We start from the raw sequence: 20,933 nt of genomic DNA on the forward strand, positions 1-20,933 counted from the left end.
TCATCAGCGCTGCCCGTACCCCCGCAGCCGCTCCCCCGCCTCCGCGAGCTGCTCCGGGCTCAGCAGGGCCGGGGTCAGGCCCGGCACCGAGGACGCCGTGAGCCAGACGCGGCACATCCATTCCAGCTGGGCCGTGCGGTCGTACGCCTGGTCGAGGCCGGCGCCGTAGGTCAGGGTGCCGTGGTTGCGCATCAGGCAGCCGGTGCGGCCGTCGAGGGCACGCAGGGTGTTCTCGGCCAGTTCCGGCGTGCCGTAGGCGGCGTACGCGGCCACACGCACAGGGCCGCCGAGGGCCGCGGTCATGTAGTGGATCGCCGGGAGCTCGTCGACGAGCGTGGAGACGGCGGTGGCGTGCACGGCGTGCGTGTGGACGACGGCGCGCGCGGCGGTCGCGCGGTAGACGGCCAGGTGGAGGGGCAGTTCACTGGTCGGGACCAGCGTGCCGAGCACCTGCCGGCCTTCGAGGTCCACCGCCGTCACGTCGGCCGGGGTGAGCCGGTCGTACGGGACGCCCGAGGGGGTCGCCAGAACGGTGTCGCCGACCCGTAGGGAGACGTTGCCCGAGGTGCCGACGACCAGGCCGTCGGCGACGGTCCGGCGGGCCGTCGCGACCAGCTCCCCCCAGGCGTCCGCCACCTCCCCGCCCGGCCCCGCGGAGCCCTCACCGCGCGTGCCCGGAACACCACTCACAGCGCCCTCCGCTTCCTGCCCTGTCCCGTCCCGTTCGGCCATGTGGAGATCCTGCCAGGAGCCCAGGCCGCCTGGGCTGGACGGCGGAGCGCGCACCCCCTCTTACGGTCACCGCGATGCCCGTTCCAGTTCATCTTCCGTTCACCCTGGTTACCTACGTTCGACCAGCCAATGACCTCGAACGATTGCCTGGGTAAATGGAAAGCTTCTCGCTGATCCTCGCGATTGTGGTGGTAACCGCACTCGCGTTCGATTTCACGAACGGTTTCCACGACACCGCGAACGCGATGGCAACGACCATTTCGACCGGTGCACTGAGGCCCAAGGTCGCGGTGGCCATGTCCGCCGTGCTGAACCTTGTCGGCGCATTCCTCTCGGTGGAGGTCGCCAACACGATCTCCAAGGGCCTCGTCGACGAGGCCGGCATCCGTCCCGAGGTCATCTTCGCCGCGTTGGTCGGCGCGATCCTCTGGAATCTCCTCACCTGGCTGGTCGGCCTGCCGTCCAGCTCGTCGCACGCCCTCATGGGCGGTCTGATCGGCGCCACGGTCGCCTCCGCCGGCTTCGGCGCGGTCCACGGCGACGTGCTGGTCACCAAGGTCCTGATCCCCGCGATCGCCGCCCCGCTGGTGGCGGGCGTCGCCGCGATGCTCGCGACCCGGCTCACCTACCGCATGGGCCGCAACGCCGACGCCAAGTCCTCCGAGAAGGGCTACCGCGCCGGGCAGATCGCCTCGGCCGGCCTGGTCTCCCTGGCCCACGGCACCAACGACGCCCAGAAGACGATGGGCATCATCACCCTCGCCCTGGTCGCCGGCGGCGCCGTCGCCCCCGACTCCGACCCGCCGATGTGGGTCATCCTCTCCGCGGGCATCGCCATCGCCCTCGGCACCTACCTGGGCGGCTGGCGCATCATCCGCACCATGGGCAAGGGCCTGACCGACCTCCAGCCGCAGCAGGGCTTCGCGGCCCAGACCAGCGCCGCGACGGTCATCCTGGCCTCCTCGCACCTGGGCTTCTCCCTCTCCACCACGCACTCCGTGTCCGGTGCCGTCATGGGTGCCGGCCTCGGCCGCAAGGGCGGCGTGGTCCGCTGGTCCACGGCCACCCGGATGTTCGTCGCCTGGGGCCTGACCCTGCCGGCCGCCGCCCTGGTCGCGGCGATCGCCGAGTGGGTGTGCGGCTTCGGGGACTGGGGCACCGCCGTCGTTGCCGTCTTCCTGATCACCTCCAGCGCGGCCATCTGGAAGATCTCCCGGCGCGAGATCGTCGACCACACCAACGTCAACGACCACGACACCCCCGCCGAGGAGCCCGCCGGTGTGGTCACCCAGGCCATCGCCGCTGTGACCCCGCCGCCCGCCGGCCCCTCCGAGGACCTCTCGGCCACCATCCCGGCCCCGGCCGCCGCCGACCCGCAGGCCCCGTCGGCCACCTCGACCGTCTGACCGCGTCCGGCACGCAGAAGGAAGCAGCATGAAGATCGACTGGGCGGCCCTCGGCTCCGTGTTCGGCGTGAGCCTCGTGGTCACCGTGGCCCTGGTGGCCCTGTTCACCCTCGGCATCTCCGGTATGTCCCGCCGCGAGCGGGCCACCGCCGAGGGCCGGTCCACGGCCCTCGCGGTCACCGGCGCCTACGCCTGCTTCGCCGCGTGCGCGGCGGCCGTGGGCTACGGCATCTACCTGATCATGGCCTGACGACAAGGCCGCACGCGTGAGCGGGCGGGACGGGAGCAGCGGCTCCCGTCCCGCCCGCTGCCGTGTCCGCGCGTCCGTGCGCCGTGTCCGGCGTGTCCATGCGCCGTTCCCGCCGTTCACCCACGTGAGCCCCTCTGTGGGCCTCGGCACACTTCAGCCCCGCAGGTCAAAGGCAAGTTGACGGCCCTTCCAAGGGCATGGTGGACTGCCTCCGCCAATACGGCGGCAGGAGAGGAAGCCGGTGCGAATCCGGCGCGGTCCCGCCACTGTCACCGGGGTGAGCCCCGGGAGCCAGGAACTCTCGCCGCCGGTCTCGTCGAACCAGGGCGTGGACACCCTGAGTGAGGACATATCGCCATGCGCGGCAGCCTGTCGAGGTCGATCAGCGACACCCCACCCCCCTTCGGGGCCGTGACCTCCGGATCCGTCACCGGCTGAACCCATGGGTGCCGATCGCGTGTTCGCGTACGGCGCCGCCGCCGGCCTCCTCGGCGACCTGCTGCTCGGCGATCCCCGCCGTGGGCATCCGGTCGCCGCTTTCGGGCGGGCCGCGGCTGCCGTGGAGCGGGTGCTGTGGCGGGACGACCGGGGCCGCGGGGCCGTGCACACCGCCGTGTGCGTCGGCGGCGCCGTCACGGTCGCAGGCCTGGCAGCCCGCGCCGCACGCCGTGGTCCTGCCGCTTCCGTCGCCCTGACCGGCGTCGCCACCTGGGCCGTCGTCGGCGGTACCTCGCTGGCCCGGGAGGCCCGGACCATCGGGCGGGCGCTCGAAGCCGGGGACGTCGAGGCCGCGAGGGAGCGGCTGCCGCACCTGTGCGGCCGTGACCCGCAGGCCCTGGACGCCGACGGGATCGCCCGTGCCGTGGTGGAGTCCGTCGCCGAGAACACCTCCGACGCCGTGGTGGGCGCCCTCGTGTGGGGCGCGGTCGCCGGGGTGCCGGGCCTGGTGGGCTTCCGGGCCGTCAACACCCTGGACGCGATGGTGGGTCACAAGTCGCCCCGGTACCGCCGTTACGGCTGGGCGTCCGCCCGTCTCGACGACGTCGCCGGCTGGCCGGGCGCGCGCCTGACGGCCGTCCTCGCCGCGCTGAGCGGGCCGGACCCGCGCGGGGCGGTACGGGCCTGGCGCGCGGACGCGGGCAAACACCCCAGCCCCAACGCCGGTCCCGTCGAGGCGTCCTTCGCGGGCGCGCTCGGCGTGCGGCTCGGCGGGACGCTCTCCTACGGCGGGCGGGTCGAGCACCGGCCCGTCCTCAACGGCGGCGGACGCCCCGTCGCCGTCGCCGACATCGACCGGGCGGTGCGCCTGTCGCGGCGGGTGGGCTGGCTGGCGCTGGCGGCCGGGGTGGCCGCGCGGCGCCTACGGAAGGGACGTGCGAAGTGAGCGGTGGCGGACTGCTGGTCGCCGGGACCACCTCGGACGCCGGCAAGAGCGTGGTCACCGCCGGGATCTGCCGGTGGCTGGTACGCCAGGGGGTGAAGGTCGCGCCGTTCAAGGCGCAGAACATGTCGCTGAACTCGTTCGTCACCCGCGAGGGCGCCGAGATCGGGCGCGCCCAGGCGATGCAGGCGCAGGCGTGCCGGGTGGAGCCGACGGCGCTGATGAACCCGGTGCTGCTGAAGCCGGGCGGCGACCGGTCCAGCCAGGTGGTGCTGATGGGCCGCCCGGTCGGCGAGATGAGCGCCCGCGGCTACCACGGCGGCCGCCAGGAGAGCCTCCTCGGCACGGTCCTCGACTGTCTGGAGCGGCTGCGGAGCGAGTACGACGCGGTGATCTGCGAGGGCGCCGGAAGCCCCGCGGAGATCAACCTGCGCCGTACCGACATCGTCAACATGGGGATCGCGCGGGGCGCGCGGCTGCCCGTGCTGGTCGTCGGGGACATCGACCGGGGCGGCGTCTTCGCGTCCTTCTTCGGCACGGTCGCCCTCCTCTCCCCGGAGGACCAGGAGCTGGTCGCCGGGTTCCTGGTGAACAAGTTCCGCGGGGACGTCTCCCTGCTGGAGCCGGGCCTGGAGATGCTGCACGGCCTGACCGGGCGGCGCTCGTACGGCGTGCTGCCGTTCCGGCACGGCCTCGGCATCGACGAGGAGGACGGGCTCCGCGTGTCGCTCCGGGGCGCCGTACGGGAGTCCGCGGTGGCCGCGCCGGCCGGCGAGGAGGTGCTGCGGGTCGCGGTGTGCGCGGTGCCGCTGATGTCCAACTTCACCGACGTGGACGCGCTGGCGGCCGAACCGGGCGTCGTGGTGCGGTTCGTGGACCGGCCGGACGAACTCGCCGACGCGGACCTCGTCGTCGTGCCCGGCACCCGCGGCACCGTGAAGGCACTGCGCTGGCTGCGGGAGCGCGGGCTGGCGGACGCGCTGGTGCGGCGGGCCGCCGAGGGCCGGCCGCTGCTGGGCATCTGCGGCGGCTTCCAGCTGCTCGGCGAGCACATCGAGGACGACGTGGAGAGCCGCGCGGGCCATGTGGACGGGCTCGGCGTGCTGCCCGTACGGGTGCGGTTCGCCCGCGGGAAGACCCTGGCCCGCCCTGTCGGCGAGGCCCTCGGGGAGCGCGTCGAGGGCTACGAGATCCATCACGGGGTCGCCGACGTGCTCGGCGGTGAGGCCTTCCTGGACGGGTGCCGCGTGGACGCGGCCTGGGGCACGCACTGGCACGGTGCGCTGGAGTCGGACGGGTTCCGGCGGGCGTTTCTGCGCGCGGTCGCCGACCGCGCGGGACGCCGTTTCGTGCCGGCCCCCGACACCTCTTTCGCCGCGCTGCGCGAGGAGCAGCTCGACCGGCTCGGCGACCTGATCGAACAGCACGCGGACACCGACGCGCTGTGGCGGCTCATCGAGTCCGGCGCGCCACGAGGACTGCCATTCATTCCACCGGGAGCGCCCGCATGAGCACTGTGTTGTTGTTGTCGACCGCCGACACGGACCTGCTGGCGGCCCGGGCCTCCGGCGCCGGCTACCGCATCGGCAACCCCACCCGCGTCGACGTCACGGAGGAACTGCCCGCGCTGCTCGACGGCGCCGACCTGGCGTTGGTGCGGCTGCTGGGCGGCAAGCGCGCCTGGGAGGACGGACTGGCCGCGCTGAAGGCGTCCGGCGTCCCCACGGTGCTGCTCGGCGGGGAGAGCGTGCCCGACGCGGAGCTGATGGCCGAGTCGAGCGTCCCGGCGGGCGTGGTGGCCGAGGCGCTGCGCTATCTCGTCGAGGGCGGCCCGGACAACCTCGCCGAACTGGCGCGGTTCCTGTCGGACACCGTGCTGCTGACCGGCGAGGGGTTCGAACAGCCGCGCAGGATGCCGGAGTTCGGCGTGCACGGCGAGCGTCCCGCCGTACCGGGCCGTCCGACGGTCGGCGTGCTCTTCTACCGCGCGCACGAACTCAGCGGCAACACCGCCTTCGTGGGCACCCTGTGCGACGCGATCGAGGCACGTGGCGCCAACGCCCTGCCCGTGTACTGCGGTTCACTGCGCGGCGCCGACCCGGCGCTGTACGAGCTGCTGGGCCGGGCGGACGCGCTGGTCGCCACCGTGCTCGCGGCCGGCGGCAGCCACGCCTCGCAGGCGTCGGCGGGCGGCGACGAGGAGGCCTGGGACGTCGGCGCGCTCGCCGAGCTGGACGTGCCGGTGCTGCAAGGGCTGTGCCTCACGACCTCGCGGGCCGCCTGGGAGGAGTCCGACGCGGCCCTCTCCCCCATGGACGCGGCCATGCAGGTCGCCATCCCCGAGTTCGACGGCCGGCTGATCACCGTCCCGTTCTCCTTCAAGGAACAGGGCCCGGACGACGTCCCGGTGTACGTCGCCGACCCCGAGCGGGCCGCGCGGGTCGCCGGGATCGCCGTACGGCACGCGGCGCTGCGGCACAAGCCGAACGCGGAGAAGAAGCTGGCGCTGGTCTTCACCGCCTACCCGACGAAGCACTCGCGCGTCGGCAACGCGGTCGGGCTGGACACCCCCGCCTCGGCGGTGCGCGTGCTGGACGCGCTGCGGGACGCCGGGTACGCCGTCGAGGGGCACCCGTCCGAGGGCGACGAGCTGATCCACCGGCTGATCGCTGCCGGCGGGCACGACGTGGAGTGGCTGACGGAGGAGCAGCTGGCCGCCGCGCCCGCGCGGGTGCCGCTGGCCGACTACCGGGCCTGGTTCGCCACGCTGGACCGGGAGTTGAGGGAGGCGATGACCGAGGCGTGGGGTGAGCCGCCGGGCTCGCTGTACGTCGACGGGGACGACATCGTGCTGGCGTCCCTCCAGTTCGGGAACGTGGTGGTGATGATCCAGCCGCCGCGCGGCTTCGGGGAGAACCCCATCGCGATCTACCACGACCCGGACATGCCGCCGTCGCACCACTACCTGGCCGCCTACCGCTGGCTGGAGAACAGTTTCGGCGCCGACGCGATCGTCCACATGGGCAAGCACGGCACGATGGAGTGGCTGCCCGGCAAGGGCCTCGGGCTGAGCGCCGGGTGCGCGCCGGACGCGGTGCTGGGCGACCTGCCGCTGGTGTACCCGTTCATCGTGAACGACCCCGGCGAGGGCACACAGGCCAAGCGGCGCGGGCACGCCACGGTCGTCGACCACCTGGTGCCGCCGATGGCCCGCGCCGACACCTACGGTGACCTGGCCAAGCTGGAGCAGCTGCTCGACGAGTACGCGCTGGTCAGCGACCTGGACCCGGCGAAGGCGCCGGCCGTGCGGGCGCAGATCTGGACGCTGGTGAAGGCCGCCGAGCTGCACCACGACCTGCACGTCGACGACCAGCCGGACGACGACGCGTTCGACGAGTTCGTCATGCACATCGACGGCTACCTGTGCGAGATCAAGGACGTGCAGATCCGCGACGGTCTGCACATCCTCGGCGGCGGGCCGGTCGGCGAGCCCCGGGTGAACCTGGTGCTGGCGGTGCTGCGCGCCTCGCAGGTGTGGGGCGGGCGGGCCAACGCCCTGCCCGGTCTGCGGGCCTGCCTCGCCGCACACTTCGGGCTGGTGGAGAAGGAGCTGCTGGCCGAGCCCGGCGCGCCGGTGAAGGCGCCGGTCGAGCTGACGGACCTGGTGGACGGCCCGTCCCGCACGGCCGCCGACGCGATCGACCTCCTCGAGCAGCTGTGCCGGCGGCTCGCCGAGGGCATGGAGGAGCGGGACTGGGCGGCCGACACCGTGCCGGGGCTGGTGCGGAACGTGCTGGGCACGGAACTCGCGGACGCGGTGGCCGTGCTGCGGTTCGCGTGCGAGGAGGTCGTGCCCCGGCTGGAGCGGACGACGGACGAGATCGGGCACATCCTGCGCGCCCTGGACGGCGGGTACGTCCCGGCGGGCCCGTCGGGATCGCCGACGCGCGGGCTGGTCAACGTGCTGCCGACCGGCCGGAACTTCTACTCGGTCGACCCCAAGGCCATTCCCTCGCGCCTGAGTTGGGAGGTCGGGCAGTCGCTGGCGGACTCGCTGGTGCGACGGTACCTGGAGGACACGGGCGCGTACCCGAAGTCCGTCGGCCTGACGGTGTGGGGCACGTCCGCGATGCGCACGCAGGGCGACGACATCGCGGAGGTCCTGGCGCTGCTCGGGTGCCGTCCGGTGTGGGACGACGCGTCGCGGCGCGTGACCGGCTTCGAGATCGTGCCCCTGGAGGAGCTGGGCCGGCCCCGTATCGACGTCACCGTCCGCATCTCGGGCTTCTTCCGGGACGCGTTCCCGCACGTGGTGGGACTGATCGACGACGCGGTACGGGCGGTGGCCGAGCTGGAGGAACCCGCCGACTCCAACTACGTGCGGGCGCACGTCGAGGAGGACGCCGCCGAGCACGGTGACCGGCGGCGGGCCACCGCACGCGTCTTCGGCTCCAAGCCGGGGGCGTACGGGGCGGGGCTGCTGCCGCTGATCGACGCGCGGAACTGGCGCTCCGACGCGGACCTCGCCGAGGTGTACGCGGTCTGGGGCGGCTACGCGTACGGGCGCGGGCTCGACGGGCGCGCGGCGCGCGGCGACATGGAGACGGCGTTCCGGCGGATCGCGGTGGCGGCGAAGAACGTCGACACGCGTGAGCACGACCTCGTCGACGCGGACGACTACTTCCAGTACCACGGCGGCATGGTCGCGATGGTGCGGCACCTGACGGGCGCGAGCCCGGAGGCGTACGTCGGCGACTCGGCGACCCCGGACCAGGTGAAGACGCGCACGCTCGGCGAGGAGACGCACCGGGTGTTCCGGGCGCGGGTGGTGAATCCGCGCTGGATGGCCGCCATGCGCCGGCACGGCTACAAGGGCGCCTTCGAGATGGCGGCCACCGTGGACTACCTGTTCGGGTACGACGCCACGGCCGGGGTCGTGGACGACTGGATGTACGAGAAGCTCAGCGCCGAGTACGTGTTCTCGCCGGAGAACCGCGACTTCATGAAGAAGTCCAACCCCTGGGCGCTGCGCGGCATCACGGAACGGCTGCTGGAGGCGGCGGACCGCGGACTGTGGGCCGAGCCGGACGCCGGCACCTTGGAGCGGCTGCGCGCCACCTACCTGGAACTCGAGGGCGACCTCGAAGGCGACTCGGAGGGCGACGACCAGTGACCATCCCCTTTCCTTTCACGGCCGTGGTGGGCCAGGACGACCTGCGGCTCGCGCTGCTGCTGAACGCGGTGTCGCCGTCCGTCGGCGGTGTGCTGGTGCGGGGCGAGAAGGGCACCGCGAAGAGCACCGCCGTGCGTGCGCTGACCTCGCTGCTGCCGGAAGTGGCGGTGGTGCCGGGGTGCCGGTTCTCGTGCGACCCGGCCTCGCCCGACCCGGGATGCCCGGACGGACCGCACGCGGGCGGGGGCGGCGGTGCGTCCCGTCCGGCGCGGATGGTGGAGCTGCCGGTCGGCGCCTCCGAGGACCGGCTGGTCGGCGCGCTCGACATCGAACGGGCGCTGGCGGAGGGCGTGAAGGCGTTCGAACCCGGCCTGCTGGCCGCCGCGCACCGGGGCATTCTGTACGTGGACGAGGTGAACCTCCTCCACGACCACCTGGTCGACCTGCTGCTGGACGCGGCGGCGATGGGCGCCTCGTACGTGGAGCGCGAGGGCGTGTCCGTGCGGCACGCGGCGCGGTTCCTGCTCGTCGGGACGATGAACCCGGAGGAGGGCGAGCTGCGGCCGCAGTTGCTCGACAGGTTCGGGCTGACCGTCGAGGTCTCCGCCTCCCGGGAGCCGGACCAGCGGGTCGAGGTCGTCCGGCGGCGGCTCGCGTACGACGACGATCCCGCCGGGTTCGCCGCACGGTGGGCCGACGAGGAGGCCGCGGTGCGGCAGCGGATCGTCGCGGCGCGGGAGTCGCTGCCGTCGGTGCGGCTCGGGGACGGTGCGCTGCGGCAGATCGCGGCGACGTGCGCCGCGTTCGAGGTGGACGGCATGCGGGCCGACATCGTGATGGCGCGCACGGCGACCGCGCTGGCGGCGTGGGCCGGGCGGACGGACGTGCTGGCGGAGGACGTGCGGCAGGCCGCGCTGCTGGCGCTCCCCCACCGTCGGCGGCGCAACCCGTTCGACGCGCCGGGGCTGGACGAGGACAAGCTCGACGAGACGCTGGAGGAGTCCTCCGGGGACGACGACCCCGACCCGGACGGGGACGGCGGTGGTCCCGGCGGGGGCGGTGGACAGCCGGAGCCGGACGAGGGGCCGGCAGGCGACGGCGCCGACGCCGCCCGGCCCGGAGAGGGTGAGGGTGAGCCCGCGCCCGGCGGGGCCGGGGAGCAGTCCCCCGTGCGGGCGGCGGAGCCCTTCCGCACCAAGGCGCTGAGCGTGCCCGGGATCGGCGAGGGCGTCGCCGGGCGGCGGTCGCGGGCGCGCACCGAACACGGGCGGACGACCGGTGCACGCAGGCCGGAGGGTGCGCTGACCAAGCTGCATCTCGCCGCGACCGTGCGGGCCGCCGCTCCCCACCAGCGGGCGCGGGGGCGGTCGGGGCGCGGTCTCGTCGTGCGCCGGGACGATCTGCGGCAGGCGACCAGGGAGGGCCGCGAGGGGAACCTCGTGCTGTTCGTCGTGGACGCCTCCGGGTCGATGGCCGCGCGGCAGCGGATGAGCGCCGTGAAGGGCGCCGTGCTGTCGCTGCTGCTCGACGCCTACCAGCGGCGGGACAAGGTCGGCCTGGTGACCTTCCGCGGGTCGGCGGCCGATGTCGCGCTGCCGCCCACCTCGTCGGTGGACGCGGCGGCGGCCCGGCTGGAGTCGCTGCCGACCGGAGGACGCACCCCGCTGGCGGCGGGCCTGCTCAAGGCGCACGACGTGCTGCGGGTGGAGCGGTTGCGGGACCCCGCGCGGCGGGCGCTGGTCGTCGTGGTGACGGACGGGCGGGCGACCGGCGGCCCGGAGCCCGTGACGCTGGCTTCGCGTGCGGCGCGGCTGTTCGCGGCGGAGGGCGTCGCGTCCGTGGTCGTGGACTGCGAGTCGGGGCCGGTGCGGCTCGGGCTGGCCGGGCGGCTCGCCGGGGAGCTGGGCGGGACCGCGGTGACGCTGGACGAGCTGCGGGCCGACTCGATCGCCGGCGTGGTGAAGGACGTGCAGAGGAGGGCCGCGTAGTGCCTCAGGGACAGCCGAGTGTCGTGCCGGACGACGGTCTGACGACGCGGCAGCGGCGGAACCGGCCGCTCGTCGTCGTCCACACGGGCGTGGGCAAGGGGAAGTCGACGGCCGCGTTCGGGCTGGCGTTGCGCGCCTGGAACCAGGGGTGGCCGATCGGGGTGTTCCAGTTCGTCAAGTCGGCGAAGTGGAAGGTCGGTGAGGAGCGGGCGCTGCGCGTGCTCGGCGACTCCGGTGAGGGCGGGTCCGTCGCCTGGCACAAGATGGGCGAGGGCTGGTCGTGGGTGCAGCGCGAGTTGCAGGGGGACAACGTCAGCAACGAGGAGAAGGCCCGCGAGGGCTGGGAGCAGGTCAAGCGGGACCTGGCCGCCGAGACGTACCGGCTGTACGTGCTGGACGAGTTCGCCTACCCGATGCACTGGGGGTGGGTCGACACCGCCGAGGTGGTGTCCGTGCTGCGGGAGCGGCCGGGGACGCAGCACGTGGTGATCACCGGGCGTAACGCGCCGGAGGAGCTGGTCGATTTCGCCGATCTGGTGACCGACATGTCCAAGGTGAAGCATCCGATGGACGTCGGGCAGAAGGGCCAGAGGGGGATCGAGTGGTGACGGGGGCCGTGGGCTCCGTCGGATCCGTTCCCCGGCTGGTCATCGCCGCGCCCGCGTCGGGGAGCGGGAAGACCACCGTCGCCACGGGGCTGATGGCCGCGTTGTCCGCGCGCGGGACGGCCGTGTCCCCGCACAAGGTGGGGCCCGACTACATCGATCCGGGGTACCACGCGCTCGCCACGGGGCGGGTGGGGCGGAACCTCGACGCGTACCTGTGCGGGACCGAGCTGGTCGCTCCGTTGTTCGCGCACGGCGCGCGGGGATGTGACATCGCCGTCGTCGAGGGCGTGATGGGGCTGTTCGACGGGGTCTCCGGGGAGGGGGAGCTGGCGTCCACCGCGCAGGTGGCGAAGTTGCTGCGGGCGCCGGTGGTGCTGGTGGTCGACGCGTCGGCGCAGGCTCGGTCGGCGGCGGCGTTGGTGCATGGGTTCGTGAGCTTCGATCCGGAGGTCCGGGTCGGGGGCGTGATCCTCAACAAGGTCGCTTCGGACCGGCACGAGGCTGTGCTGCGGGAGGCGTTGGAGGCGACCGGGGTTCCTGTGCTGGGGGTGTTGCGGCGGGGTGCGGTTGTCGAGACTCCGTCCCGGCATCTTGGGTTGGTGCCTGTGGCTGAGCGGGGGGACTTGGCTGCTGACGCCGTTCGGGCGATGGGGGCGATGGTCGCCGAGGGGTGTGACCTGGCTGGGCTTGTCGCCCTCGCTTCCAGTGCGGGGCCTCTGGTGGGTGCGGCTTGGGATGCGGGTGACGCGCTCGTTTCTTCGCCCCCGCCGCCCCTTCCCTTCCCGACCCCGGGAGCTGCGCCCCCGGACCCCCCTGCCGGCCCTGGCGGGCCTCGTCCTCAAGCGCCGGACGGGCTGAAGGAACCCGTCATCGCCCTGGCCGGTGGGGCCGCGTTCTCCTTTTCCTACGCCGAGCATGCCGAGTTGCTGACCGCCGCCGGTGCGGAGGTCGTGACCTTCGATCCGCTGCGGGACGAGGCGTTGCCCGAGGGGGCCTCCGGGGTCGTCATCGGGGGTGGGTTTCCCGAGGTGTACGCCTCCGAGCTGTCCGCCAACGAAGCCCTGCGCAAGGAGATCGGTGAGCTCGCCGCGAGCGGAGGTCCCGTCGCCGCCGAGTGTGCCGGACTGCTGTATCTGTGCCGGGAGTTGGACGGGATGCCGATGTGCGGCGTGCTGGACGCCTCCGGGCGGATGTCGGAGCGGCTGACGCTCGGGTACCGGGACGCCGTGGCCGTGACCGACAGCGTGCTGGCCGCCGCGGGGACGCGCATGCGGGGGCACGAGTTTCATCGGACGGTCGTCGAGCCGGGGGCCGGGGCATCTCCCGCCTGGGGGGTGCGCGCGCCCGAGCGGCGGGTCGAAGGGTTCGTCGAAGGCGGCGTGCACGCCAGTTATCTGCACACCCACTGGGCGTCGGCGCCCGGTGTCGCCCGTCGGTTCGTGGAGAGGTGCCGGACGTCATGAGCAGCAGGCTGACCGGGGTGGGTGTGGGGCCCGGGGACCCGGAGCTGGTGACCGTCAAGGGGGTCAACGCGCTGCGGGCCGCCGAGGTGGTCGTCGTGCCCGTGATGGACACGGGTGAGCGGGGGCGGGCCGAGGCGACCGTGCTGCACTACGTGCCCGCCGAGAAGGTCGTCCGGGTCGTGTTCGCGCTGAACGAGCGGACGGACAGGAAGCGGCGGGAGGCCGCCTGGGACGCCGCCGGTGAGCGGGTCGCCGGGCTGCTGCGGGAGCACGGCTCCGTCGCGTTCGCGACCATCGGGGATCCCAACGTCTACTCGACGTTCACCTATCTCGCGCAGACCGTCGGTGAGCTCGTGCCGGGCGTGGTGGTCGCGACCGTGCCCGGGATCACCGCCATGCAGGATCTCGCCGCCCGGTCCGGGGCCGTGCTGACCGAGGGCACCGAGCCGCTGACGCTGGTGCCGGTCACCGCCGGGAGCGCCGTGCTCAAGGAGGCTCTGGCCGGGCCCGGCACCGTCGTCGCGTACAAGTTCGGACGGCAGGCCGGTGAGGTCGCCGCGGCGTTGCGGGAGACCGGGCGGCTCGACGACGCGGTGTGGGGGTCCGCGCTGGGACTGCCGGGGGAGTCCGTGCGGTCCGCGGCGGAGATGGACGGGACGCCGTTGCCGTATCTGTCGACGCTGATCGCGCCGCCCCGGCGCGGAGGCGGGCGGGGCGGGAAGCTGTGAGGCGGACCGGCGGGCGGTCAGTGGGCGGCGCCCACGACCAGCCAGATGAACAGCACCCCGGCGACCGTGCACACCAGCGTGGAGCGCGCCGGGTGGTCGTGGTGCGCCTCGGGCAGGATCTCGGCCGCCGCGAGATAGAGCAGCGCGCCGCCGAACAGGCCGAGGTAGCCGCCGAGCAGCGGCTCGGGGATCGTGAAGAAGAGGGTGGAGGCGGCGCCCGCGACCGGCGCCACGGCGTCCGCCCACAGCATCGCGAGGGCGCGGCGGCGGGCGTTGCCGTAGGCGTGGGCGAGTGTGTAGGTGTTGAAGCCGTCGGCGAAGTCGTGGGCGATCACGGCGACCGCGACGGCGGCGCCCATGCCGCCGCCGATCTGGAAGGCGGCGCCGATCGCCACGCCGTCCATCGCGCTGTGCCCGACCATCGCCGCCGCGGCCGTGAGGCCCACCTCGGGGGTGCGGCCGTGGTTCTCGCCCGCGCCGTGCGCGGCCTGCCGGTGGGCGAGCAGTCGTTCCACCAGATGGGCCAGCAGGAACCCGCCGACGAAGAGCAGCAGCGCGGCCGGCACGCCGTACACCTCGGTGCCGGCGGTCTCCAGGGACTCCGGGAGGAGTTCCAGGCCGACCACGCCCAGCATCAGGCCGCCGGCCAGGCCCAGCACCAGGTGGCGGCGGTCGGTCACACGGTGTGCCGACCAGCCGCCGGCCAGCGTCATCAGGAACGCGCCCAGCGCGACGAGGACCGCCATGTGCTCTTCGTATCCGATCAGCGGCCGCCCGCGCACGCGTGACAGCCGCCCAGCCCCCTCCGACCTCCGATCACATCCAGGGAAGGACCTGTTTCCATGGCCGACGCCCCCACCGGCAAGGTGACCTTCGTCGGAGCCGGTCCCGGCGCCGCCGATCTGCTGACGTTCCGCGGCGCGCGGGCCATCGCCGAGGCGGACGTGGTGATCTGGGCCGCCAGCCTGGTCCAGGCGGAGGTCCTGGAGCACGCGCGGGAAGGCGCGGAGGTCCTCGACTCGGCGGCGATGTCGCTGGAGGACGTGGTGACCGTCTACGCGCGGGCCCGTGACGAAGGACTGAAGGTCGCGCGGATCCACTCGGGTGACCCCGCGCTGTGGGGCGGCACCCAGGAGCAGGTCGACCGGTGCGCCGAGCTGGGCATCGCCACGGAGATCGTGCCGGGCGTGTCGTCCTTCTCGGCGGTGGCGGCGCTCGCGGGGCGCGAGCTGACGATCCCGGAGGTGGCGCAGTCGGTGATCCTCACCCGGCTGGGCGGCGGGAAGACGCCGATGCCGCCGGGTGAGGAGGTCCGGGAGTTCGCGCGGCACGGCACCACGATGGCGGTGTTCCTGTCGGCGGCACGCAGCGGGCAGCTGGTGCGGGAGCTGCTGGAGGGCGGCTATCCGACGTCGACGCCGGTCGTGGTGGCGTACCAGGTGACCTGGCCGGAGGAGCTGGTCGTGCGGTGCACGATCGGCACGCTGGAGGAGTCCGTCAAGGAGCACAAGCTGTGGAAGCACACGCTGTTCCTGGTCGGTCCCGCCCTCGACGCGCACGGCACCCGCTCGCACCTCTACCACCCGGGGCACTTCCACGGCTTCCGCAAGGCCGACCCGCGGGCCCGCAGGGAGCTGCGGGAGCGGGGGGCGAGCACGTGATCACGGTGGTGGGGACGGGCACGGGTGCGCCGGTCGAGGCCCCGGAGGTCGGGAGGGCCGCGCTCGTCGTCGGCGGGCGGCGGCACCTCGACGCCGTGGACGTGCCGGAAGGGGCCGAGCGTGTCGTGCTGGGGCCGCTGGCGCCCGCGCTCGACACCGTGGCGACGTATGTGGCGGAAGGGCGGCCGGTGGTGGTGCTGGCGTCGGGCGATCCGGGGTTCTTCGGGATCGTGCGGGCGCTGGCCGAGCGGTTCGGTCCCGAGCGGCTGGACGTGCGGCCGGGGGTGTCGTCCGTCGCCGCCGCGTTCGCGCGGGCCGGGCTGCCGTGGGACGACGCCGTGGTGGTCAGCGCGCACGGGCGGGATCCGCGGACGGCGGTGAACGTGTGCCGGGCGCATCCGAAGGTCGCCGTGCTGACCGGGCCGGGCGCCGGTCCCGCCGAGCTGGGGGCGGCACTGCGCGGTGAGCGGCGGATGCTGGTCGTCGCGTCGGCGCTGGGGTCGGCCGGGGAAGCGGTGGAGCGGGTGACGCCCGAGGAGGCGGCCGGCCGGGCCTGGGGTTCCGCGGTGAGCGTGGTGCTGTGCCTGGACGAGGAGCGGACGCCGGGACCGGCGCGTACGGTCGCGGGGCTCGGGGAGGGTCCGGCCGGATGGGCGCTGCCGGAGGCGGAGTTCGCACACCGGGACTCGATGATCACGAAGTTCGAGGTGCGGGCGCTGGCGCTGGCCCGGCTGGGTCCGCGCCCCGGCGACCTGGTCTGGGACGTCGGCGCGGGGTCGGGGTCGGTGGCCGTGGAGTGCGCGCGGCTCGGCGCGGCCGCCGTGGCCGTGGAACGGGACGCGGACGGTGTGGAGCGGGTGCGGGCCAACGCCGCCGCACACGGCGTCGGCGTGACGGTCGTGCACGGGGAGGCGCCCGGCGTGCTGGACGGGCTGGGCGACGATCCGGACGCCGTGTTCGTCGGCGGCGGGGGCCGGGAACTGCCCGCGGTCGTCGGCGCGTGCGCGCGCCGGGCGCGGCGGACGGTCGTGGTGGCGATGGCCGCGCTCGACCGGGTGCCGGCCGCGCGGGCGGCGCTCACCGGTGCCGGCCTGACCTGCGACGGTGTGCTGCTGCAGTCGTCCCGGCTGGCGCCGCTGCCGGGGGACGTGACCCGGCTGGCGGCCACCAATCCGGTTTTCCTGCTGTGGGGCGTCCGGCCCCCGGCGCACAGTGAAGGAGTCAGCGAGTGATCGGCCTCATCTCCGCCACGGCGGCGGGAGCGGCGGCACGGGACCGGCTGGCCGCCGCCTGGCCGGACCGCACGCGCGTGTACGGCGGTCCGGTGGCGGAGGCGGTACGTGACGCGTTCGCGGAGTGCGACCGGCTGGTGTGTTTCCTCGCCACCGGGGCCGTGGTGCGGCTGGTGGCGCCGCTGCTGGACGGCAAGGCGAGCGATCCGGGCGTGGTGTGCGTGGACGAGGCCGGGCGGTTCGCGGTGTCGCTGCTCGGCGGGCACGCCGGCGGGGCCAACGAGCTCGCCCGCGAGGTGGCCGAGGTGCTGGGCGCCGAGCCGGTGGTGACGACCGCGACGGACGCGGTGGGTCTGCCGGGTCTGGACACGCTGGGCCTGCCGGTGGAGGGCGACGTCGCCGCCGTGTCGCGGGCGCTGCTGGACGGTGAGGCGGTGGCGCTGCGCGCCGAGGTGACCTGGCCGCTGCCGCCCCTCCCGGTCGCTGCCGAGGGCGCGTACACGGTCCGGGTGACGGACCGGATCGTCGAACCGGTCGACGGGGAGGCGCTGTTGCGGCCTCCGACGCTCGTCGTCGGGGTGGGCGCGTCGAGGGGCGCCCCCGTCGAGGAGGTGCTGGGGCTCGTCGAGGACGCGTTGCGGGGCGCGGGGCTGTCGGCGGCGTCCGTGGCCGAACTGGCCACCGTGGACGCCAAGTCCGGGGAGCCGGGGCTCGTGGAGGCCGCGCGGCGGCTCGGCGTGCCACTGGTGACGCACACGCCGGAGGAGCTGGCGCGGGTGGAGGTGCCGAACCCGTCGGAGGCGCCGCTCGCCGCCGTCGGCACCCCGTCCGTCGCAGAGGCCGCCGCACTCGTGCGCGGGGGCGAACTCCTCGTGCCCAAGCGGAAGTCGGCGGGCTCCCCCGCCATGGCGACCTGCGCGGTCGTACGGCGCCCGGGGCGGGGGCGGCTCGCGGTGGTCGGGCTCGGGCCCGGCGCCCGGGACCTGCTCACCCCGCGGGCGCGGGACGAACTGCGGCGCGCATCGGTGCTGGTGGGCCTCGACCAGTACGTCGACCAGATCCGCGACCTGCTGCGACCCGGCACCCGCGTGCTGGAGTCCGGGCTCGGCGCGGAGGAGGAGCGGGCGCGCACGGCCGTCGCGGAGGCCCGGCGCGGGCAGGCGGTCGCGCTGATCGGCAGCGGTGACGCGGGCGTGTACGCGATGGCGTCCCCGGCGCTCGCGGAGGCGTCCGACGACATCGACGTGGTCGGCGTGCCCGGGGTGACCGCAGCGCTCGCGGCGGGCGCGCTGCTCGGCGCGCCGCTGGGCCACGACCACGTGTCGATCAGCCTGTCCGACCTGCACACGCCGTGGGAGGTCATCGAGCGGCGGGTGCGGGCGGCGGCCGAGGCGGACCTGGTGGTGACGTTCTACAACCCGCGCAGCCGGGGCCGCGACCGGCAGCTCCCGGAGGCGCTCGCCGTGCTCGCCGGGCACCGGGCGCCCACCACCCCGGTCGGGGTCGTGCGGAACGCGTCCCGTGCGGACGAGTCGGTGCGGCTGACCACGCTCGCCGCGCTGGACCCGGCGACGGTCGACATGATGACGGTCGTGACCGTGGGCAACACGGCGACCCGGGAGATCGCGGGGCGCATGGTCACCCCGCGCGGCTACCGCTGGCAGGAGGAGGCCCGGTGAACCGCGTGGTCCACCCCATCGAGCAGGAGTCGTTCCGGAGACTGCGCGCCCGCCTCGACACCTCCGGTTTCCCTCCGCTGACCCGGGCGGTCGTGGAGCGCGTCGTGCACTCCTCGGCCGACCTGGAGTACGCCGCCGACCTCGTCATGGACGAGGCCGAACTGCAGCGCGCGCATGCCGCGCTGCACGCGGGCGCGCCCGTCGTCGCGGACGTGGAGATGGTCGCGGCCGGGATCACCCGCCGCGAGACCGTGTGCCGGCTGCGCGAGGCACGGTCGGGGCCGGGACTCACCCGGTCCGCGCACGCCGTGCGGCTGGCCTACGAGGAGGTCGGTCCTGGCGCCCTGTGGGTGATCGGCTGCGCCCCGACCGCCCTGGAGGAACTGCTGACGCTGGACGCCTCCCCGGCGCTCGTCGTCGGCCTGCCCGTCGGGTTCGTCGGCGCCGCCGAGTCCAAGGCGGCGCTGCGGGAGAGCGGACTGCCCGCCGTGAGCAACGTGTCCGAGAAGGGCGGGTCGGCGGTCGCCGCCGCCGCGCTCAACGCCCTGCTGTACCACCCCGTTCCGACCGAGGAGACCCTGTGACCACCCCGCCCGCCCTGCTCATCGCCGGCCACGGCACCCGGGACGACGCCGGAGCGGAGGCGTTCCGCGCCTTCGTGCGGGAACTGGGCCGTCGCCGGCCCGGCCTGCCCGTCGCGGGCGGCTTCATCGAGCTGTCCCCGCCGCCGCTGGGCGAGGCCGTCGCCGAGCTGGTGGAGCGGGGGGTGCGGCGGTTCGCGGCCGTGCCGCTGATGCTGGTGTCCGCCGGGCACGCCAAGGGTGACATCCCGGCCGCGCTGGCCCGCGAGAAGGAACGCCACCCCGGTGTCTCGTACACGTACGGCCGTCCGCTGGGCCCGCACCCCGGTCTGTTGCGGGTGCTGGAGCGGCGGCTCGCGGAGGCGGTGGACCCGTCCTGGGACCCCGCCGACGTGACGGTGCTGCTGGTGGGTCGCGGGTCGACGGACCCGGACGCCAACGCCGAGGTGTTCAAGGCGGCCCGGCTGCTGTGGGAGGGGCGCGGATACGCAGGAGTGGAGACGGCGTTCGTGTCGCTGGCGAAGCCGGACGTGCCGGGCGGTCTCGACCGGTGCGTCCGGCTGGGGGCGCGGCGGATCGTCGTCCTGCCGTACTTCCTGTTCACCGGGATCCTGCCGGACCGGGTGCGGACGCAGACCGAGGAGTGGGCGGCGGCCCACCCGGACGCCGAGGTGCGGTCGGCGGACGTCATCGGGCCGGAACCGGAGCTGCTGGACCTCGTCCTCGAGCGGTACGAGGAGGCCGTGAAGGGTGATCTGCGGATGAACTGCGACTCCTGCGTGTACCGGATCGCGCTGCCCGGCTTCGAGGACAAGGTGGGGCTGCCGCAACAGCCGCATTTCCATCCGGACGACGACGGGCACCATCATCACGGTCATGGTCACTCGCACTCCCACAGCCATGCCCACTGAGCCTGCGTCCGGTCACGACCTGCGCCATCACGGCGACGCGGAGGTCCGCGACGGCGGCGGCGCGCTCGTCGACCTCGCGGTCAACGTCCGCGCGGACACGCCTCCCGCGTGGCTGCGGGACCGCATAGCGGCGTCACTGGCAGGGCTCGCCGCCTACCCGGACGGGCGGGCGGCGCGGGCCGCGGTGGCGGCGCGGCACGGGCTGCCCGTGGAGCGGGTGCTGCTGACGGCGGGCGCGGCGGAGGCGTTCGTGCTGCTGGCGCGGGCGCTGAAGGCGTCGCGGCCGGTGGTGGTGCACCCGCAGTTCACGGAGCCGGAGGCGGCGCTGCGGGACGCCGGGCACACGGTGGACCGGGTGCTGCTGCGGGAGTCCGACGGCTTCCGCCTCGACCCGGCGGCGGTCCCGGGGGACGCGGACCTGGTGGTGATCGGCAACCCGACCAACCCGACGTCGGTCCTGCACCCGGCCGAGGTCCTGGCCGGGCTCGCCCGGCCCGGGCGCACGCTGGTGGTCGACGAGGCGTTCATGGACGCGGTGCCGGGTGAACGGGAGGCGCTGGCCGGGCGGACGGACGTCCCGGGGCTGGTCGTGCTGCGCAGCCTGACCAAGACGTGGGGCCTGGCGGGCCTGCGCATCGGGTACGTGGTGGCGGCGCCGGAGACCATCGCTCGGCTGGAGCGGGCGCAGCCGCTGTGGCCGGTGTCGACGCCGGCACTGGCGGCGGCGGAGGCATGCGTGTCGCCTGCGGCGCTGGCGGAGGCGGAGGAGGCGGCGCGCGTCGTAGCGGCGGACCGTGCGTACTTGATCGCGGGGTTGCGGGACTTCGCGTCCCACGGCCTGCAGGTCGTGGAACCGGCGGAGGCCCCCTTCGTCCTGGTCCGCGTCCCGGCCGCGTCGGATGTGCGGGAGCGGTTGCGCTCCCTCGGCTACGCGGCCCGCCGGGGCGACACGTTCCCGGGCCTCGGGGCGGAGTGGCTGCGCCTGGCGGTACGGGACCGGGGGACGACGGAGGGGTTCTTGGGGGCGCTGGGGCGGGTGCTGGGCGGCTGACCGCCGAGCGGTTGCCCGCCGCGGGTGGTTCGTGGCTGGTCGCGCAGTTCCCCGCGCCCCTTGAGGGGGCGCACCCGCCGTCTGCGGGC

The 20,933-nt window shown here is 74.5% G+C and carries 17 protein-coding genes and 1 riboswitch; of the genes, 15 read left to right on the forward strand and 2 right to left on the reverse strand.

Annotated features, from left to right (window positions below):
- Nucleotides 1-3: 3 nt before the first annotated feature.
- Nucleotides 4-732: a class II aldolase/adducin family protein gene (locus ACF1AG_RS25770; RefSeq protein ID WP_359601500.1), complete on the reverse strand. Its 729-nt coding sequence runs from the start codon at nucleotides 730-732 to the stop codon at nucleotides 4-6.
- A 155-nt stretch (nucleotides 733-887) separates the two neighbouring features.
- On the opposite strand from ACF1AG_RS25770, the gene ACF1AG_RS25775 reads away from it, so the two are divergent.
- From ACF1AG_RS25775 to cobI, 9 genes are all read left to right on the forward strand, one after another.
- Nucleotides 888-2,138 carry an anion permease gene (locus tag ACF1AG_RS25775; RefSeq protein ID WP_391810473.1) on the forward strand — a complete coding sequence of 417 codons (1,251 nt, stop codon included), beginning with the start codon at nucleotides 888-890 and terminating at the stop codon, nucleotides 2,136-2,138.
- Nucleotides 2,139-2,166: 28 nt separating this feature from the next.
- Nucleotides 2,167-2,388: a hypothetical protein gene (locus tag ACF1AG_RS25780; protein WP_359601498.1), complete on the forward strand. Its 222-nt coding sequence runs from the start codon at nucleotides 2,167-2,169 to the stop codon at nucleotides 2,386-2,388.
- A gap of 184 nt (nucleotides 2,389-2,572) precedes the next feature.
- A riboswitch (cobalamin riboswitch) is annotated at nucleotides 2,573-2,712 on the forward strand.
- Between the two features lie 118 nt (nucleotides 2,713-2,830).
- Complete coding sequence (locus ACF1AG_RS25785) at nucleotides 2,831-3,772, forward strand: cobalamin biosynthesis protein (RefSeq protein WP_359601497.1); 942 nt, start codon at nucleotides 2,831-2,833, stop codon at nucleotides 3,770-3,772.
- Nucleotides 3,769-5,280, forward strand: a complete 1,512-nt coding sequence (locus tag ACF1AG_RS25790) for a cobyric acid synthase (protein WP_359601496.1) — start codon at nucleotides 3,769-3,771, stop codon at nucleotides 5,278-5,280. Before ACF1AG_RS25785 ends, ACF1AG_RS25790 begins: the two co-directional genes overlap by 4 nt.
- Entirely contained in the window at nucleotides 5,277-8,942 is a 3,666-nt protein-coding gene (cobN, locus tag ACF1AG_RS25795) for a cobaltochelatase subunit CobN (protein ID WP_391810474.1), read from the forward strand. The genes ACF1AG_RS25790 and cobN overlap by 4 nt, the downstream gene beginning before the upstream one ends.
- The gene (locus tag ACF1AG_RS25800; protein ID WP_359748039.1) at nucleotides 8,939-10,930 is read left to right on the forward strand and encodes a putative cobaltochelatase; all 1,992 of its coding nucleotides are present in this window, start codon (nucleotides 8,939-8,941) and stop codon (nucleotides 10,928-10,930) included. The genes cobN and ACF1AG_RS25800 overlap by 4 nt, the downstream gene beginning before the upstream one ends.
- Complete coding sequence (gene cobO, locus ACF1AG_RS25805; protein WP_359601493.1) at nucleotides 10,930-11,538, forward strand: cob(I)yrinic acid a,c-diamide adenosyltransferase; 609 nt, start codon at nucleotides 10,930-10,932, stop codon at nucleotides 11,536-11,538. Before ACF1AG_RS25800 ends, cobO begins: the two co-directional genes overlap by 1 nt.
- On the forward strand, nucleotides 11,532-13,001 hold the full coding sequence (locus ACF1AG_RS25810; RefSeq protein WP_391810475.1) for a cobyrinate a,c-diamide synthase: 1,470 nt from the start codon (nucleotides 11,532-11,534) through the stop codon (nucleotides 12,999-13,001). Before cobO ends, ACF1AG_RS25810 begins: the two co-directional genes overlap by 7 nt.
- A complete protein-coding gene (gene cobI, locus ACF1AG_RS25815) occupies nucleotides 12,998-13,729 on the forward strand; it encodes a precorrin-2 C(20)-methyltransferase (protein ID WP_391810476.1) in 732 nt (243 codons plus the stop codon). Before ACF1AG_RS25810 ends, cobI begins: the two co-directional genes overlap by 4 nt.
- A 17-nt stretch (nucleotides 13,730-13,746) precedes the next feature.
- Here cobI and ACF1AG_RS25820 read toward each other — a convergent pair whose 3' ends face one another.
- Nucleotides 13,747-14,475: a permease gene (locus ACF1AG_RS25820; protein WP_359601490.1), complete on the reverse strand. Its 729-nt coding sequence runs from the start codon at nucleotides 14,473-14,475 to the stop codon at nucleotides 13,747-13,749.
- A gap of 96 nt (nucleotides 14,476-14,571) precedes the next feature.
- Between ACF1AG_RS25820 and cobM the strand changes: the two genes are divergently transcribed.
- The 6 genes from cobM to cobC are packed head-to-tail and all read left to right on the forward strand — an operon-like array spanning nucleotide 14,572 to nucleotide 20,844.
- On the forward strand, nucleotides 14,572-15,390 hold the full coding sequence (gene cobM / locus ACF1AG_RS25825) for a precorrin-4 C(11)-methyltransferase (RefSeq protein WP_391810477.1): 819 nt from the start codon (nucleotides 14,572-14,574) through the stop codon (nucleotides 15,388-15,390).
- The gene (cbiE, locus tag ACF1AG_RS25830; RefSeq protein WP_391810478.1) at nucleotides 15,387-16,622 is read left to right on the forward strand and encodes a precorrin-6y C5,15-methyltransferase (decarboxylating) subunit CbiE; all 1,236 of its coding nucleotides are present in this window, start codon (nucleotides 15,387-15,389) and stop codon (nucleotides 16,620-16,622) included. The genes cobM and cbiE overlap by 4 nt, the downstream gene beginning before the upstream one ends.
- Complete coding sequence (gene cobJ / locus ACF1AG_RS25835) at nucleotides 16,619-18,301, forward strand: precorrin-3B C(17)-methyltransferase (protein ID WP_391810479.1); 1,683 nt, start codon at nucleotides 16,619-16,621, stop codon at nucleotides 18,299-18,301. The genes cbiE and cobJ overlap by 4 nt, the downstream gene beginning before the upstream one ends.
- Nucleotides 18,298-18,885, forward strand: a complete 588-nt coding sequence (locus ACF1AG_RS25840) for a precorrin-8X methylmutase (RefSeq protein WP_359601486.1) — start codon at nucleotides 18,298-18,300, stop codon at nucleotides 18,883-18,885. The genes cobJ and ACF1AG_RS25840 overlap by 4 nt, the downstream gene beginning before the upstream one ends.
- Complete coding sequence (locus tag ACF1AG_RS25845) at nucleotides 18,882-19,793, forward strand: sirohydrochlorin chelatase (RefSeq protein WP_359601485.1); 912 nt, start codon at nucleotides 18,882-18,884, stop codon at nucleotides 19,791-19,793. Before ACF1AG_RS25840 ends, ACF1AG_RS25845 begins: the two co-directional genes overlap by 4 nt.
- On the forward strand, nucleotides 19,783-20,844 hold the full coding sequence (cobC, locus tag ACF1AG_RS25850) for an Rv2231c family pyridoxal phosphate-dependent protein CobC (protein WP_387794805.1): 1,062 nt from the start codon (nucleotides 19,783-19,785) through the stop codon (nucleotides 20,842-20,844). The genes ACF1AG_RS25845 and cobC overlap by 11 nt, the downstream gene beginning before the upstream one ends.
- The last annotated feature ends 89 nt before the right edge of the window (nucleotides 20,845-20,933 follow it).

The organism is Streptomyces sp. NPDC014764, assembly GCF_043082785.1.
Lineage (GTDB): Bacteria > Actinomycetota > Actinomycetes > Streptomycetales > Streptomycetaceae > Streptomyces > Streptomyces althioticus.

What these genes read in the sequence shown, in the direction of transcription:
- ACF1AG_RS25770 (WP_359601500.1), bottom strand. Translation starts at nt 732, where the DNA reads ATGGCCGAACGGGACGGGACAGGGCAGGAAGCGGAGGGCGCTGTGAGT.
- ACF1AG_RS25775 (WP_391810473.1), top strand. Translation starts at nt 888, where the DNA reads ATGGAAAGCTTCTCGCTGATCCTCGCGATTGTGGTGGTAACCGCACTC.
- ACF1AG_RS25780 (WP_359601498.1), top strand. Translation starts at nt 2,167, where the DNA reads ATGAAGATCGACTGGGCGGCCCTCGGCTCCGTGTTCGGCGTGAGCCTC.
- ACF1AG_RS25785 (WP_359601497.1), top strand. Translation starts at nt 2,831, where the DNA reads ATGGGTGCCGATCGCGTGTTCGCGTACGGCGCCGCCGCCGGCCTCCTC.
- cobN (WP_391810474.1), top strand. Translation starts at nt 5,277, where the DNA reads ATGAGCACTGTGTTGTTGTTGTCGACCGCCGACACGGACCTGCTGGCG.
- cobI (WP_391810476.1), top strand. Translation starts at nt 12,998, where the DNA reads ATGAGCAGCAGGCTGACCGGGGTGGGTGTGGGGCCCGGGGACCCGGAG.
- ACF1AG_RS25820 (WP_359601490.1), bottom strand. Translation starts at nt 14,475, where the DNA reads ATGGCGGTCCTCGTCGCGCTGGGCGCGTTCCTGATGACGCTGGCCGGC.
- cobM (WP_391810477.1), top strand. Translation starts at nt 14,572, where the DNA reads ATGGCCGACGCCCCCACCGGCAAGGTGACCTTCGTCGGAGCCGGTCCC.
- cobC (WP_387794805.1), top strand. Translation starts at nt 19,783, where the DNA reads ATGCCCACTGAGCCTGCGTCCGGTCACGACCTGCGCCATCACGGCGAC.